We start from the raw sequence: 16488 nt of genomic DNA, 5'->3' as shown, positions 1-16488 counted from the left end.
ACTTAATTGCTATTTTTTTCTGTTTCTTTGGATAAAATTTCTTGAATTTTAGTTTCATTATAGAAATCATCATAAGGTATTTCTATATCAGGAGTAACTCCATCTTCTATTGATAAACCATTTTTATCAACGCTTCCGTCTAGAGAACTTATTGTTAATGTTGTACCATCAGGTAAAACAAACGGCATAATTGAATATGTACCACCGCTGCTCTTTTGACCAATTATTGTTGCTAATTTATGATCTTTAGCATATTGTGCTAAGTAGTTTGCCGCACTAAATGTAACGGGACTTGTCATTACATATCATTTATAACTAGTTTCTGCATCTTGGTCATCGAAATTACCGTTTGTATTTGCATCAACTTTTATTTTTTGGACATATTGTTTCCCGGTCTGACTGTTTTCTTTTCTGTGTTTTATATCTTCATTTGTCATTAGTCCAAGAATTTTTTCTGCTTGAATTATTTCTCCACCTCTATTTGAAGAAAGGTCTAAAACTATTTTTTTAATTTCTCCGTTTTTCTTAATTGTATTGTTAATAATATATTTAATACGCGCGAAAGTATCTATAATTCTGCTATATCTTGTTTGTGGTATTGCTTGTGGATTTTCATCGCCAATAACAAAATCATTTATTTTAATTATGGCTAAGTCATTGTGTGTTAATGCGTAAGGAACGCTAAACGAATCTAATTCATCTAATGTCGGATTTTGGCCTTCTTGTGGATGGTTTTTAAGTAATATAGCTCTTAATTTTTGCATATTTGTATTAATATCATTTATTTTAGTTCCTTCTGTGCTTGTACGATTTAACTCAGGGGTATTTTGTGTTACATAATATGAAAAATCTACAAATTGTGAGTGAGGATCATTTAATACATTTGAAAAAATATTAATATATTCTTCTAAATATTGGTTGGGCGCCAAACTTAATAATTTTTCTTTATTTATTGTGGATAGGTTTTTAAAACCGCCTTTAACTTTATTTTTAAATCCATAAAAATTATCCATTACAAATGCAAAAAAGTTTAAGTTATATTCTCTATCTTTTTTTGTTTCTCCGGATCTTCTTGTTTCTTGAAATAATTTTCTTCTTTCAGGAGTATATACAGGAAGAAAAGGTGTTGATGCGAAGATTTTAGTACCTGTAATATAGAAAAGAATTCTATTTTTAGAACCAAATAATAAGTTTAAAACATCAAAAGGAATATAAAGTTTATCATTATCGTAATGTAATTTCATTCCGTAATTTGATAAATTAAGTTTTATTATTGGATTGCCTTGTTTAATTATTTCGTCTTCTAGGTTTTTAAAGTGTTTACTATATGTTGAATCTTGAGATTCTGTTGTTTCTTTAAAAGCGTTAAAAACTCATTCTGAATTATATTCGATTGTATTGTCTTTGTAATTAAACTTTAAATAAGGATTTACACCATCTTTTGTTTCTTCATTGTATGGCTTAAAAGTTCATTCAAAACTTTCGGGATTTTTAGTTGCTATATATTTGGTTTTATCAACCAAACCGTCAATCATATTAATAAATTCATTAATTTCTAAATAGTCAACAGCCTGACTTGTTAAAACTTTTAAAGATATATTTTCTTTGAAAGATAATGATTGTTTTGGTATTAAACTCTCGAATGTAACTTGACGTTCATTATATTGTTCAGGTTCTTTTATTGTTGGTTTAGTTACTATAGCTTCACTACTGCTTGTACTATCATTTGAATTTACAACACTAGAGTTGTTATTTTTACTTTGATCGTTTATTTTATCAGTGTTTTTATTTTCGTTACTACTACATGCTATAGAAAGTGGAACTAAAGCAGTTAAACTTCCTAATCCTAAAAATATTTTTTTTAAATTTGTTTTCATTTTACCTTCTTTTTTGATTATGTATTATTTTATCAATTTTTTCTGGATTATAATAATCTTCATAATTTATTCTTAAATCAACTTCTGCGCCGTCTTCAACAAAAGTTTGGTCTTTAAATGTAAATCCATCATTTGAGCTAATTCCTAACGTTGTACCATCAGGTAAAACAAATGGAAATACTGAGAATGTGCCTCCAGAACTTCTATTTCCAATTATTTTAGCGATATTATTATCTTTTGCGTAGGTAGCCATAAAATTAGCGGCACTAAATGTAATTGGACTAGTCATTATATATCAATTATATTCTGTGAATGCATCATCATCATTATAATCACCATCATCATCGGCATCAATTTTAAATTCACTATACGAAAAATTATTGGTAATTGTATCAAATTGATATTGTCTAATATTTTCGTTAGTCATCATACCTAAAAGCTTTTCGGCTTGGACAACATGTCCTCCGGTATTAGTAGATAAATCTAACACGATATTTTTAACGTCTTTATAATCTTTTTGTATTTTTTTAATGCTATTTAAAACTCTATAAAAAGTATCATATTCATATGCTTTTTCTTTATTATTCTTAATCATCTCTTCACTTGCGACAACAAAATTATTAACTTTAATTATAGCTAAGTCATTACTATGAATTATATTAATTTCATTTCTCTTGTCTTTTTGATAAATTTCATTATCTAGATTTTGGAGTGTTCGATCTAATATCTTGTAATATTTATAAATATTGTAGGTTTTATTATTGTTTTTTTCTTCTTCGCTTAAATCGGTAAAATTAATAGAAGGCTTTAAGTCCTTAATAGTTGAAAAGATTTGTGCGTGTGGATCATTTAAGTCAATAGTAAACAATTTAGCATATTCGCTTAAGTAATCATTAGGGTTTGTGCTAGTTAAATTATTTAAGTTATTTTTTGTGTATGTTTTAAATCCATTTGGCATTTTTAAATCTTTAAATCCGTAAAAATAGTCAAAAACTAAGGCCATAAAATTGTAATTAATTGTTCTAGTTTTTTTGGTCTCTTCTAAATATCTATTCTCATTATTTAATAAAGTATTAGGAGTTTGGTTATCATTTAAGCTATTAGGTAAAAAGTTTCCTACCAATAATTCTTTCCCAAGATATAAATTATAGTAGTTGTTAGATCCAAAAAGTAAATTTAAAATATCAAAAGGAACCAATAAATCGTTTTTATATTTAAATAAGTTGAAACCATAATCCCTTAATTTAATTTTCATTATTTTATTGCCTTTTTTAACGATTTCAGACTTAACAAATTTTATATTTTTATTATATTTAGTTCCACTGTCTACGCCGTTAATTGAAGCGGTAAAAACGGAGTTATCATTAAATTCAATAAAACCATCTTTGAAATTAAATTTAACGAAAGGATAATCTTTTTCCGATTTTCCGTACGGAGTAAAAAGTCAGTAATCGTCCGTTTTTTCCAAATTTGATAAATATACATCAGTATAAATTAACCCATTAATTAATTTTAAAAAATCTTCTATGTTAGCATATTCTATATCTTCAATATTAATAATACTTATTTTAGTGTTATCAATTATTTTAAATTGACCTTCTTTAAAATTTTTAAATTTAACTTGATGAGCAAAATATGTATTGTTGTTTATTTCTATTTTTTCGTAAACGTTAAAATTATATTTTTTGTCAATAGGAGAAACATAAAAAGAACAGCTTGTTACCGCTGTTATTGAAGTTGTTGTAAAAATCGATGATAATATTCTTTTTATAATTTTAGTCATGTCTATTTATTTCTTTAATTATTTTATATATGTCATTAAAAACAATTTCTTTTTCAACATCATGAATAATATTGTGTCTTGAATTTTTATAAATTTTATAATTTAAATTTTGTAAACCTAGTTTAACAAGGTTTAAATATAGTTTTTTAGGAGCTTTACCGAATAATCCAATTGAATCATTTTTACCAGCTAAAATTGAAACAGGAATACTTTTATTAATATTTTTTAATATTTTTAAATCATACGCATTTTTTGAAAATTGAATTAGTGCATATGTTAAATGCAAAGAAGGAAAATTCATTTTTTTAAACTTACTATTCAAAATATAGTTTTCATAGTATGTTTTATCACTTGAAAGTCATTCAAATTCATTTGATGGATTTTTTATTTTTCTATTTAATCTTTTTTCTATAAATTTTTTAAATCCTGTGTATTTAAAATCTTTTCCATATTTTTTTTCAAGATATTTAATTATTCTTATTCCTACTAAACCTTGTATGTTGCTATAATACGGAAAACCAATTAAAAATAATCCATTGATATTCTCACTGTTTTTTGTGGCAAACAATAGTGAGATTAAGGAACCCATTGAGTGTCCAAAAAGATAAATTGGCAGTTCTGGATATTTCTTTTTAATTAATATATTTAGTGTTTTTACACTATTTATTAATTCGTTAATATCTTCGGGTATAATACCTAATTGAGCATCAACGTCTATAGTATTTCCGTGTCCGTAATTATCGTTTCCAACTACTATATAGCCTTTTGAATTAAAAAACTCTGCAAAATCTTCATATCTATCAATTTGATCTCCCAATCCATGTACAAATTGAATTATTCCTTTCGGATTCTCTACTTTTCATTCAGATACATATATATTATTTTCGCCATAAAATGATTTACTTCTCATTTTTATTTTCTACTTTTCATTGTTGGGAATAATAAAACATCTCTAATAGATTCTTTTTCGGTTAATAACATGGTTAAACGGTCAATCCCAATTCCGCAACCACCAGCAGGTGGCATACCATATAGCAATGAATCAACAAAATCTCAATCTATGTCACTAGCTTCGTCATTACCATTATTTTTTTCGTCTAATTGATCTTTGAAACGTTGGAGTTGATCAATTGGGTCAGAAAGTTCGGTGTACATATTTGCATACTCTTTAGTGTTAATAAAAAGTTCAGCACGTTCAGTAAATCTTGGATCTTTGCTCTTTGCAGTAAGTGGAGAAATTTCAATTGGGTGACCAAAAACAAAAGTAGGTTGTATTAAAGTTTTTTCAATTAGTTCTTCGAATAATTCGTTAATAATATGACCTAATTTAAAGTATTTTTGAACTTTTATTCCGTGTTTTTTAGCCACTTCAATTGCTTCGTCAATAGTAATTTCTCTAAAGTTTACATTTGTTGCATTTGAAACTGCATCTACCATGTTGATTCTATTAAAAGGTTTTGTTAAATCTATTTCTACACCTTTGTTATTTACTTTTTGTATATCCAATTTAGTTGCTAATCTCTTGATTAACGTTTCAGTTCTGTCCATCATTCCTTCTAAATTAGAATATGCTTCATAAAATTCAATAGAAGTAAATTCAGGATTGTGTGTTGTATCTATTCCTTCGTTTCTAAAAATTCTACCAATTTCATAAACTCTGTCAATCCCGCCAACTAATAATTTTTTTAATGGAATTTCAGTGGCAATTCTTAAGACAAACTCTTGGTCTAAAGCGTTATGGTGAGTCTTAAATGGTTTGGCTGATGCACCAGAAAGATAATCATGTAAAAATGGAGTTTCAACTTCCATGTATTCTAACTCATCAAAAAACTTTCTAATTTCTGAAATTATTTTAGTTCTTTTTCAAAATACATCTTTAACTTCATCGTTAACTATTAAATCAACATATCTTTTTCTATATCTTTCTTCAATATCGGTTAGACCGTGATATTTATCTGGTAATTGTTTTAATGATTTTGTTAGTAATTTAATTGTTTTAACTTTAATTGAAACTGCACCAGTGTTGGTTTTAATAACTGTACCATTTGCATACATTATGTCACCTAAATCTGCTAGTTCAACTACTTTTTTATACTCTTCTTCTGCTGTCTTAGAATTAAAGTATAGTTGAATTTTTGAGTGATAATCCTTCAAGACTATAAAAGGTCCTCTCATAGCGACTATTCTACCTGCGACATTTACTTCATTATTTTGTTCTTCTAGTTCTACTTTCGAAAATGAGTTAAATTTATTTTCTATTTCATCTGAATAAGTTATTTTTTCTAATTTATCAGCATTTTCGAATGCGTTAACATTTATTTTTTTGTATTCATCCAGTTTATTTCTTCTAATTTGTTCTTGTTCTGTTAATTTTTCCATTTTAAGACTCCTTAAATATATGACTACATTATGCTTTAAGCATTATTTTTTTATAGTAGTTTTTAGTTATTTTTTAACTGTACTCTTTAAATAATTAAATTATATAATATTATAATTATTTATTTAACAAATAATATTAACGTTCTTTAGTGTTTATTAAATTAAAAAAATAAGTATTATTTTTTTATAAATACTTATTCCTAATTTTGTTTTATGCAACTTTTTCAATAGTTTTTTCTATATCTTTTTTATTTATTAATTTTGGGTAAATATTATTCACAATATCTATTGCGCTTAACATCAAAGCTATCGATAGTTGGTTTATGTCATCATCATTTTGGGGATTTGTTTTAATTTTTTTAGGTCCCCTAAGTGCAAAGTTAATTGATTTTTTTATCAAACTTTTAATTAACATATGTTTACTTATTCTTCTCCAAATGAAAGTTTGATATATCACGTCTTTAAATCTAATTTCTTGGTCTGAAATTTTTTTTCTTCTTGATTTTATCAATATATATGATCTATCAACACTATAATCTTGAAGTTTTTTTATGTCAAAATTTTCAACTTCATCTTTAGTTATATTAGTATTTACTTTTGTTATTATCACATAATATAAATTTAATAAAGAAGTAGGCAAATATAACACTATAAACGTAATTAAAGCAAGATTATATGGTTCTCAAATCAATAAAGTATTTTTTTGATTATTGTCATTTTTAATTATAGATAAATTTCCGGTCATGACGAAAGAAAACATAATTATCGCAAATGATGTTACGGTAGCTAAAATTAAAAAGTTATTTAAAAATCATTTTTTTACAAATTTGTAAATTATGCCATTATCATAATATTTCTTAATTTTAAAGACATCAAATAAAAATTTAATTGATATTATTACGGTAAGTGCTATTAACACTAAAAAAGTATTTTGTGTCATTATTAACTCCTTAAATAATTAAATTATATATTATTATATTAATAATTTAGTAAAATACTATTATGGGATTTTTTAAAAATATAGTTAATAAAATTTTCAAAAAAGAAGATAAAAAAGATGCTAGTTTAATTGAAAAGGAACTAGAAGATAAAAAAGAAAAAGAAATAATAAATAGTAGTAAATTTCAAAAATATGAAACTGGTTTAAATAATAGTTCAACTTTTGGTAAAAAGCTGTTAGAAATACAAAATAGATATGTAAAAGTCGATGAAGATTTTTTAGAGGAATTAGAAGAACTTTTAATTATGTCTGATATTAGTTTACCTTTGGTCGATATTATGATTCAAAAAATAAAACAAGAAATTAAGATTAATCAAATTACTGACCCAAAATTAATTGGCGAAATTGTGGCTGATCAAATGTTTGTTATTTATACAAATAACTCCGTTACAAATACAAACTTAAATTTTGAAGATGATAGATTAAATGTTTTTATTTTTGTAGGTGTTAATGGTTCAGGTAAAACTACGTCGATTGCTAAACTTGCGAATAAATATAAAAATGAAGGTAAAAAAGTTCTAATAGCTGCTGGTGATACATTTAGGGCAGGCGCTGTTAATCAATTAGGAATTTGAGCCGAAAAAATTGGTATTGATATTGTTAAGCCTGATAAAGAAGGTGCTGATCCTACTTCTGTTGTTTATAAAGCCTTAGAAAAAGCTAAAGAAGGTAGTTATGATTTATTGATCATCGATACCGCAGGAAGATTACAAAACAAAGTTAATTTGATGAATGAATTAGGTAAAATGGTAAATATTATTCAACGTTTTGAGCCTAGTGCGCCGCACGAATCATTATTAGTTTTAGATGCTACAACGGGTCAAAATGCCTTATCACAAGCAAAAAACTTTAAAGATATCGCCAATTTAACGGGTATTATTTTAACCAAAATGGACGGCACTTCAAAAGGTGGTATTGTGCTATCAATTAAGGATGAATTCAATCTTGATGTTAAGTACGTTGGTTTAGGTGAAAAGCTAGATGATTTACAAGAATTTGATTTAGAATTATTTATTTATCAAATGACAAAAGATTTAATTGTTGAGAAAAATGAGTAAGAAATCTATAGAAAATTTACAAAAATATACTATTTTATATGAAAAATATAAAGGTGCATTAACACAAAATCAACAACAAGCTTTTGAATTGTATTTTTATAATGATTTATCTTATGCGGAAGTTGCTCAAATATTAGCGGCAACGCGTTCCGCCGCTTATGATTCGGTAACTAAAGCGATAAAAAAACTTGAAAAATTTGAAGAATAAAAAACTAGAACTGTTTTCTAGTTTTTTTTATTTAATTAAATCTATACCCATAAATGGAACTAAAACTTTTGGAACAGTAACTGTACCATCATTGTTTTGATATATTTCTAAAATTGCAGCAACAACTCTATCAATTGCTAAGCCAGACCCATTCATTGTATGAGCATACTCTGTTTTACCCTCTTTATTTCTGAATCTAATCATTGCTCTACGTGCTTGAAAATCACCCATATAACTTACGCTCGAAACTTCTCTAAATTTTTCTTCAGAAGGTAATCATAATTCTAGGTCAATTGTTGTTCTTGCTGAAAATCCCATATCACCTGTACATAATTGTAAAACTCTATATGGGATTTCTAGTTTTTCAAGTACGTCTTTAGCATCTTCAACCATATTTAAATATTCATCATATGCAGTTTTTGAATTAGTAACTTTTACTAATTCCACTTTTTTAAATTGATGCTGTCTTAAAATACCTTTTGTATCTTTTCCGGAACTACCAGCTTCCGATCTGAAACATTCTGTATATGCTGTTGCTTTAAAAGGGTTTTCTAAGTCTATAACTTCGTTATTATAAATGTTTGTTAATGTTACTTCAGCAGTAGGAATTAAATAATCGTTTGAACCTTCTAATTTATATAAATCTTCTTTAAATTTTGGTAATTGTCCTGTACCAAATAAAATATTGTCTTTAACTATTACCGGGGTACTAAATTCATTGTATCCTTTTGTTGCATGTAAATTTAACATAAATGAGATAAGAGCTCTAGTTAATCTTGAACCTGCGTTTTTATAAATAACATATCTTGAACCGGATAATTTGACTGCTCTTTCAATATCTATAATATCAAGATTTTTAGCAATTTCATAGTGAGGTAAAACACCTTTAACCAATCCTCTCCCAATTTTGTCTTTAACTTCTAATACAACATTGTCATTTTCATCTAAACCGACAGGAACCGATTCTAAAGGTAAATTAGGAATTTTTGATAATAAGTCATTAATTTCAGTATTTAATTGATCAGCAATTTTACTTAACTCTTCTTCTTCTTTTTTAACTTGTGAAATTTTTTCTTTTAACTGTCTTATTGCTTCAGGATTATTTTTAAGTGTGCCAAATTCTTTAGATAATTTAGCTAGCTCTGCTTTTTTATTTTGTGCAATAAACATTTTTGAACCACGATCTTCTGATATGGAAATTAACTTGTCAAAAATTTCAATATCAAAACCTCTATTTTTAAGTCCTTTGCGAACCATTTCTGTATTTTTTTGAATAAACTTTAAGTCTAACATATAACCTCAATTTCTTTATAAATTATACTATAATGTTATTTAAAATTATTTCGTTTTTTATTAAAATAATAAAAAAATATGCATTTTAGAACGCATATTTTAACCCACTATTCTTATATATTTATATATATTAACATTTCTTAAATCATAGATATTTATGTCAATACCTTTGCTTAGGTTTAAGTAATTAAGAATTAAAAAGGAGAAAACTAGCAATATTACTATAAATAGCATAATATCAATAACTCTGGGTTTTATTTGTCTATATTTTGTTCTTTTTTCGTATGGATCATAACCTCTTGTTTCCATTGAATTGGATAAATCATCTGCCTTTTGGAATGAAGAAACAAATAAAGGGATTATTAAAGTTGTAAAGGCAATTATTTTTTCTTTAAATTTACCTCTTTTGAAGTCTACTCCACGAGAAGATTGTGCCTTTATGATTCTTCCCGCTTCATCTACAAGTGTAGGAATGAATCTAAGGGCAATAGAAATTATTGTGGCTATAATGTGAGTTGGAACGAATAAGAACTTTAATGGTCACATTAAATCTTCAATTGATTTATTTAACAAAATAGGTCTAGTGGTATTTGTTAAAAGTGTGGTAATTAAAATCATTGTATAAATTCTTAAAAATAGTGCAAAAACACGATTTAAATTATTTAATGACAATCCATATTTTACTATTGTATCAACACCATTGATAGTCTTATTGGTCTGGACTAAAACTTTAAAATATTCTTTAAAATAATCATCTTTAATTACTATTTCAGAATTAATAGTATAAATGTTTACAAAGAAAATTATTATACATATGAAAAAAGGTAATTTCATTAGTTTAATTAATGGTCTTATTTTTTTTGTTGAATAAATATAAGCTATAATTGCAGGTGCCAAAATGATAAACATATCTATAAAATTACTTATTAAGAATGCTAGTATAATGTACAAAAGAGCTATTAATAATTTAATTCTCGGGTCCAACTTATATAAAAATGAATTGCCAGGTATGTATCTTCCAAAAACACTTTTCATTATCTACCTCCGTTATTAATAAAATCAACTAATTCGTTAACGGATTTTACTTCAGGTACATCAATACCTCTTTCTTTTAATTTAAAAATAAAATTTAAAAGTTTTGGAGGTCTTAAATTATTTTCTTCTAGTAATTTTATATCGCTTAATATTTTATATGGTTCGCCATCTTTAATTAATTTACCCTTATTTAATAAAAAAACTCTTTTTGCATATTGTAATACATGATCAAGATCATGAGTTACATTTATAATTGTTTGCCCCTTTTTATTAATTTCTTCAATTATTTCTAAAATATCTTTTACTCCTACAGGGTCCAAACCTGCAGTTGGTTCATCAAAAATCATAAAATCGGGATTAATTGCTAAAATTCCGGCAATCGCAACACGTCTTTTTTGACCTCCTGATAACTCAAACGGACTTCTTTTAAGGTATTCTTTGGGTAACCCAACAATTTCTAAACATTTTGCAGCTCTCTTGAGCGCTTCTTCCTTAGGAACTCCAAACGCAATTGGTCCAAACGCAATATCTTCTTCAATTGTATTTTTAAAAAGTTGATATTCAGCAAATTGAAAAACTATTCCAATTTTCTTTCTCAAATTGTTAATATTTTTTATTTTATTTTCGCGTTTTAATCTACGAATTATTTTTTTAAATTTACTTTCATTCCTTTTATTTTTCGGAAATTTTATTGTAGACAAAGTTTTATTAATTTCTTTTGTTTTTTTGTCTAGAACATCATCTTCAAATAATCATTCTATTTCGCCTTCTGTAGGTTCTAAAAGTAAATTTAAATGTTCTATTAAAGTGGTTTTTCCTGAGCCGGTAGAGCCAATTATACCCACATATTCACCTTGCTCTATTTTTGCGCTTATATCATCTAATGCTTGAAATTCTCATGGAGTTTTTTTAGCAAATATATGACTTATTTTTTTGATTTCAATTTTCATATTTCTTCTATTAACTCCTCTTCATTATATGTAGGTTCTATTTCTTTGATTTGTTCACTAACTTGATAAATAAATGGAGATTCAATTTTTGCTATATCCATTATTTTTTTATCTTTTAAAATTGATTTTGGATCACCATTAGCAATTAATTTTCCATTCGCAAAAACTAAGCAACGATCTGCTAAAATAGCTTCGTCCATATTATGTGTTATTGAAATAAGAGTTTTATCTTTTTTATCTCTTATTTCTTTAATTATTTCTAAAACCTGATCTTTCCCTTTTGGATCTAACATAGATGTAACTTCATCAAAAATAATAACATCCGGATTGAGTGCTAAAATTGAAGCTATAGCCACTCTTTGTTTTTGCCCACCAGACAAATTTTCTGGTTCACGTTCCAAATGTTCTATCATACCAACTTTTTCGGCATAATGATGAATTATTTCTTTCATATTTTTATTAGGGATTTGTCTATTTTCCAAACCAAATGCAATATCATCTTCCACAGAAGAACCAATAAATTGATTATCTGGGTTCTGAAAAATAATTCCAATTTTTTTTCTAATTTCATTTAAGTTTTTTCTGTGATATTTTATTCCGTCAATATAAATTGAACCTTCTTGTGGTTTCAATAATGCCACTAGCACTTTTGAAAGTGTACTCTTACCACTACCGTTGTGTCCTAAAATAGCTATATATTCACCTTTTTTAATACTAAATGAAACATTATTTAATGCGGGTTTTAAAATACCTGGCTTATAACTAAAAACTATATTTTTTACATCTATCATAATATATATTTTATTAAAAAACCTTATTTTTTGTAATTTTATTTAGTTTATTTTATACTTAAAATATATAAAAAAGATATTTAATTTATTTTTACTTATGTAATCTTTTTCAAAAATATCTATTTTTTTATTTTGAATTTTTTTATAAATATTCTCAATGCGCAAAAAACAAAAAGTACAAATATTAATATTGGGATAAAAATAATTAAAATCATTTTTGTATTAGTTTTATCATCTTTTTTATCATAGTGACTATTATTTTTTATATTATCTATTTTTTGTTTTACATTACTTTTGTTAATAGATTTATCTTTAATTATTTTTTTATTTTCTTCATTATTTGTAATCGATTTATTTTCTTCTGTGTTAATATTTTTTCTTACTGTGACAATTGCGTTATTTTTTCTATAAAATTTCGCGTCTTTAGCAGTATAGACTAAATTAACCAAATTATTTCCGTTAGATAATTTAAAATCACTTTCTACTTCTCACCCTTGCCCATAATTTATCTCAGAAGCTTTTTGTATTTTGTTGTTTGCTTCTATAATAAATTCGTTTGGGTTATTTTGGTAATCTTTATTTTGAATTTTAGGATATAGTCCTACTAGGGGCGTGTAGAAAACTTTTGTTCTACTACCTAAAAATTCATTTAAACCAGTTATTTTAATTTTTCCGTACCCAATTTTTGAATAGTCTTTATAATAGTGATCGTTATCGTTTGGCACAAACTCATAGTTAACTTTATAATCATGATTTTCTTTTAGAATTTTAGAACCCATTTTAACATTTATATTTATTTTATTTTTCGGATCATTTAGACCATATTTATAAAAATCATTGTCTAAGGTTACATCTGCATACTTTAAGTCTTTGTCATTTATTCTATTACTATTTTTATCATACAATTCTGATGTAAAAGCCTTTATTCTTGCTACTCCATTAAAAATATTTTGGCTATTTATTCACTTGTTTTGTTTTTTAATATATGTAAAATCTAAACTCGAAAATTCTTCATCAGAAAATAAAATTTCTGCAGTATTATCATTATTTTTAACTGTTGCTACTATTGAAAAATATTGTCCTTTGTCAAGCTCTATAGGTTTATCTAATTCTATAATTCTAAGTCCGCCATCCTCGAAATGTTTTGTTTTGGATGCTATTAGTTTTGATTTATTTAAATTAAGAGTAATCGGATTTATTTCAGAATCATCATTATTTAAAAATACTTTTACGTTAACATCGACATTTTTTCCTTCAAAACCAACATTTATTGATTTTAATTGTTCAATATTTTCGTTAGATGTTTTTTTTGCTTTAAATGTAACTGCTGCACTTTTTTGACCCGGCTTGTAAATATTTTTTAAGTATCCATCGAAATAATAGTTATTTTTATATTTATCAGGTGATGCAAAATTTAATGTAAATGTATTGTTAATTTTTGAATCATAAGATAAATACATATATAGTTTGTGCCTCAACTATTTTTAACAATTCAAGCCCCGTTTTGTTTGGTTTTTGGACCGAATTTTTCTCTTGGTATAGTATCATCTCAACCAATTATTGTAGCGGCGTGTCAATATCTCTTGACGTTATTATACGTTTCGTTAGCGTTATAATATTTTGTTGCATCACCAGCAATAAAACTAAAACCTACTGCACCATTTTTAACCACATATTTTTTTATTGAATTACTATCATTATTATTTATTTGTATAAACTCCTCAGGAAAAAAAGGCAAATTAAAATTATTTTTTTGAAATTCATTTGTTTCTTTTGCGAGTCCGCGTCATTGCATTAAAGTATAAGCTGCATCTTTTGTGGAACCGCCACTATTTCAAAAATTAGTACTATAGTTGTCAAATTTTGTATTATTTAAAGGATCTGAAAATTTATCTCTATTTTTTGTTATATATGCTAAATTATTTTCAGATAAATCTAAAGTATTTGGTGAAGCGTACAATCCATTTTTTAAAATATTAGTTTCTGCTACCCCTATTACAGAATATGCTCAACAAATATTTCAAATTTGGTATCTAACAGGGGACAAAATGAAATTATTTTTATTTTTTCTTCAATCAAAGATTGGTTGTTTAACTATTTCTTCCTCTTGATCTTTTTTCACTTCCGTAGCGAAATTAGTAGAAGCGTTTAAACTAATACATGCTATTGGTAAAAAAATTGTTTTTATTCACATTTTATTTTTTATTTTCATATTTTTTTCTTTCTAAATATTTTTAATTAATTTAGCTATAGGTTTATATTTAATTCTATGAATTTTTGGTTCTACTCCATTTATTATTAAAGCTTTTGAGTGTGATTTAGTTCCATAACCTTTATTATTTTTTAAATCATATTGAGGATATTCACTATCAAGTTTTATCATATAGTTATCCCTGGAAACTTTTGCAAGTATAGATGCTGCTGCTACATTAAAAGAAACAGAATCTCCTTTAACCAAGTTTTCTTGTGGAATATCAATGTTTATTTTTTCAAAATCTGTTAATACTACGTCAGGCTTTGTTCTCATATTTTTAATAGCTAACTCCATTGCAATTTGTGATTCTTTTTTTGGGTTACTATTGTTTATATTTTCAACTGATCTAACTATTATTTGATATTCTATTGAATTTTCGATTATTTCTTGATACAACCTATTTCTTTTTTTGTCGCTCAATTTTTTAGAATCATTTATTTCTGAATTCTTATAATTTCTTTTCATTATTACACAAGCGGCAACTAATGGTCCTGCCCATGAACCTCTACCAGCCTCGTCACACCCAGCAATTAAAATATTTTTATCGTATTTTTTTTCGTAATCTAACATAACAATATTTTACCACCTTATATTTTTTATCTTTTTGCTTTGAATATATATATATATATATAATTTAAAAAAAGAAAGGAGGTAACATGACTTCTCAAGAACAAAGAAATAAAATATGAAGAAATTATTTTGGTACAAAAAATGAAGGAGTTGATTTTGCCGGAAGAAAAATTACAAAAGATGGCGATTGAACTGAAGAACATATTATGCCTTCATCCATAAAACGTGATAATAGTTATGAAAACGTAATTCCTAGTCATAGAAAATCAAACGAAAACAAAGCTGACTATAATACATGATCAGACGGAGACTATACTTATCAAGTAAAGAACGGTTCAAAACAGGAAGGATATTATCATTATATAATTTTTAGAAAATCTAATAATAGTAATGAATGAACTCAAGTGACACCTTCAAAATTAAAATAAAACTTGCTAATTTTGAAAACGCAAGTTTTTTCTTCAACTTTTTTATAATTTATTTCTAATTTTTTAAAAAGGTAAATAAATGTTTACTAAATATGAAAAACTAAAAAACACTACTTTTTAGTAGTTTGATAATTATAAAAATATATTAAGCGGTTTAAAAGAGAGATGTAGAGAGAGTTAAATTGTTTTAAATATATTAAAATATCATTATTATGTTTTGTAATAAAATTTATTACAAAACTTATTTATGTATACATTTTTCTTTTGACTTTTAGCTTTTTAAGGATAGAGAATGTTTAAAAGCAAAAAGAGGATTTTTTTATTTATTGTATCGAGTATACAACAACACTGTCTATTACGAGTTCCGTAGCTATAATGTTAAATTGAAATTACAATAATTTGATTTATGAAAATAGTTATAAAAAAGTTAAAAAAATAATAAATAAATGAAATGATGTACCAAGAATATTTTGGTTGAATTCAATAAATTAAAACTAATTTACAAAAATAAAAATCAAATATTAGATCTTAAAAATATGGAGGATAAAATATTTAATTCTTTAATTTTATCTATTTTAGAAAAAGAATCAATATTAAAAAACGTAAATATTGAAGTAGATGACATTGATAATTTTTCAAGAAAAAATGAGATTTTGAATGCAAAAAATGGGTTAGATTTATTAAATTATAAAAATTCCTTAGATACAATTTTATTAATTGATAAAAGGATTGAAGAAATTAAAGAGTTAAATAGCAAGAATCATTTTAAAATGAATTAAAGAATATCATTATAAGTGATTTTGATATGGTAGATAAAAAAGTAAAATAATAAAACAGAGAACAAAGAAAAACAAATCAAGTT

At 25.5% G+C, this 16488-nt stretch carries 16 protein-coding genes; 4 read left to right on the top strand and 12 right to left on the bottom strand.

Going from position 1 to position 16488, the window contains the following annotated elements:
* Positions 1-2 precede the first annotated feature (2 nt).
* The 5 genes from KQ876_RS04445 to KQ876_RS02830 form a co-directional block, all read right to left on the bottom strand.
* Positions 3-1877: a S41 family peptidase gene (locus KQ876_RS04445; protein ID WP_216490179.1), complete on the bottom strand. Its 1875-nt coding sequence runs from the start codon at positions 1875-1877 to the stop codon at positions 3-5.
* Position 1878: 1 nt separating this feature from the next.
* The gene (locus tag KQ876_RS04440; protein WP_216490177.1) at positions 1879-3660 is read right to left on the bottom strand and encodes a S41 family peptidase; all 1782 of its coding nucleotides are present in this window, start codon (positions 3658-3660) and stop codon (positions 1879-1881) included.
* The gene (locus tag KQ876_RS02840; RefSeq protein WP_216490175.1) at positions 3653-4570 is read right to left on the bottom strand and encodes an alpha/beta fold hydrolase; all 918 of its coding nucleotides are present in this window, start codon (positions 4568-4570) and stop codon (positions 3653-3655) included. The genes KQ876_RS04440 and KQ876_RS02840 overlap by 8 nt, the downstream gene beginning before the upstream one ends.
* Positions 4571-4572: 2 nt before the next feature.
* The gene (lysS, locus tag KQ876_RS02835) at positions 4573-6039 is read right to left on the bottom strand and encodes a lysine--tRNA ligase (RefSeq protein ID WP_205852707.1); all 1467 of its coding nucleotides are present in this window, start codon (positions 6037-6039) and stop codon (positions 4573-4575) included.
* Positions 6040-6250: 211 nt separating this feature from the next.
* Positions 6251-6979, bottom strand: coding sequence for a hypothetical protein (locus KQ876_RS02830; RefSeq protein ID WP_205852706.1), 729 nt, complete (start codon positions 6977-6979; stop codon positions 6251-6253).
* 62 nt (positions 6980-7041) lie between these two features.
* Between KQ876_RS02830 and ftsY the strand changes: the two genes are divergently transcribed.
* Positions 7042-8097 (top strand): signal recognition particle-docking protein FtsY, encoded by a 1056-nt coding sequence (gene ftsY, locus KQ876_RS02825; protein ID WP_205852705.1) that lies wholly within the window; start codon positions 7042-7044, stop codon positions 8095-8097.
* Positions 8090-8305 (top strand): sigma factor-like helix-turn-helix DNA-binding protein, encoded by a 216-nt coding sequence (locus KQ876_RS02820; RefSeq protein ID WP_216490173.1) that lies wholly within the window; start codon positions 8090-8092, stop codon positions 8303-8305. Before ftsY ends, KQ876_RS02820 begins: the two co-directional genes overlap by 8 nt.
* 27 nt (positions 8306-8332) lie before the next feature.
* Here KQ876_RS02820 and serS read toward each other — a convergent pair whose 3' ends face one another.
* The 7 genes from serS to KQ876_RS02785 form a co-directional block, all read right to left on the bottom strand.
* Positions 8333-9598, bottom strand: coding sequence for a serine--tRNA ligase (gene serS / locus KQ876_RS02815; RefSeq protein WP_205852245.1), 1266 nt, complete (start codon positions 9596-9598; stop codon positions 8333-8335).
* Positions 9599-9697: 99 nt separating this feature from the next.
* Positions 9698-10633, bottom strand: coding sequence for an energy-coupling factor transporter transmembrane protein EcfT (locus tag KQ876_RS02810; protein WP_216490171.1), 936 nt, complete (start codon positions 10631-10633; stop codon positions 9698-9700).
* A complete protein-coding gene (locus KQ876_RS02805) occupies positions 10633-11583 on the bottom strand; it encodes an energy-coupling factor transporter ATPase (RefSeq protein WP_205852703.1) in 951 nt (316 codons plus the stop codon). Before KQ876_RS02805 ends, KQ876_RS02810 begins: the two co-directional genes overlap by 1 nt.
* Positions 11559-12374 carry an energy-coupling factor transporter ATPase gene (locus KQ876_RS02800; RefSeq protein ID WP_205852248.1) on the bottom strand — a complete coding sequence of 272 codons (816 nt, stop codon included), beginning with the start codon at positions 12372-12374 and terminating at the stop codon, positions 11559-11561. Before KQ876_RS02800 ends, KQ876_RS02805 begins: the two co-directional genes overlap by 25 nt.
* 119 nt (positions 12375-12493) lie before the next feature.
* Complete coding sequence (locus KQ876_RS02795; protein ID WP_216490169.1) at positions 12494-13834, bottom strand: lectin like domain-containing protein; 1341 nt, start codon at positions 13832-13834, stop codon at positions 12494-12496.
* Positions 13789-14586: a C1 family peptidase gene (locus KQ876_RS02790; RefSeq protein WP_216490167.1), complete on the bottom strand. Its 798-nt coding sequence runs from the start codon at positions 14584-14586 to the stop codon at positions 13789-13791. The genes KQ876_RS02795 and KQ876_RS02790 overlap by 46 nt, the downstream gene beginning before the upstream one ends.
* A 12-nt stretch (positions 14587-14598) precedes the next feature.
* On the bottom strand, positions 14599-15198 hold the full coding sequence (locus KQ876_RS02785) for a ribonuclease HII (protein WP_216490164.1): 600 nt from the start codon (positions 15196-15198) through the stop codon (positions 14599-14601).
* An 86-nt stretch (positions 15199-15284) separates the two neighbouring features.
* Here KQ876_RS02785 and KQ876_RS02780 point away from each other — a divergent pair, with 86 nt between their 5' ends.
* Positions 15285-15626, top strand: coding sequence for an HNH endonuclease domain-containing protein (locus tag KQ876_RS02780; protein ID WP_205852699.1), 342 nt, complete (start codon positions 15285-15287; stop codon positions 15624-15626).
* A gap of 446 nt (positions 15627-16072) precedes the next feature.
* Positions 16073-16405: a hypothetical protein gene (locus KQ876_RS02775; RefSeq protein WP_216490162.1), complete on the top strand. Its 333-nt coding sequence runs from the start codon at positions 16073-16075 to the stop codon at positions 16403-16405.
* Positions 16406-16488: the final 83 nt, after the last annotated feature.

The sequence above is a fragment of the Mycoplasma sp. CSL7491-lung genome (assembly GCF_018913965.1).
Classification (GTDB): Bacteria; Bacillota_I; Bacilli_A; order Mycoplasmatales; family Metamycoplasmataceae; genus Mycoplasmopsis.
Note: the sequence above shows the minus strand (reverse complement) of the source record. Positions and strands in the feature narration are given on the sequence as shown.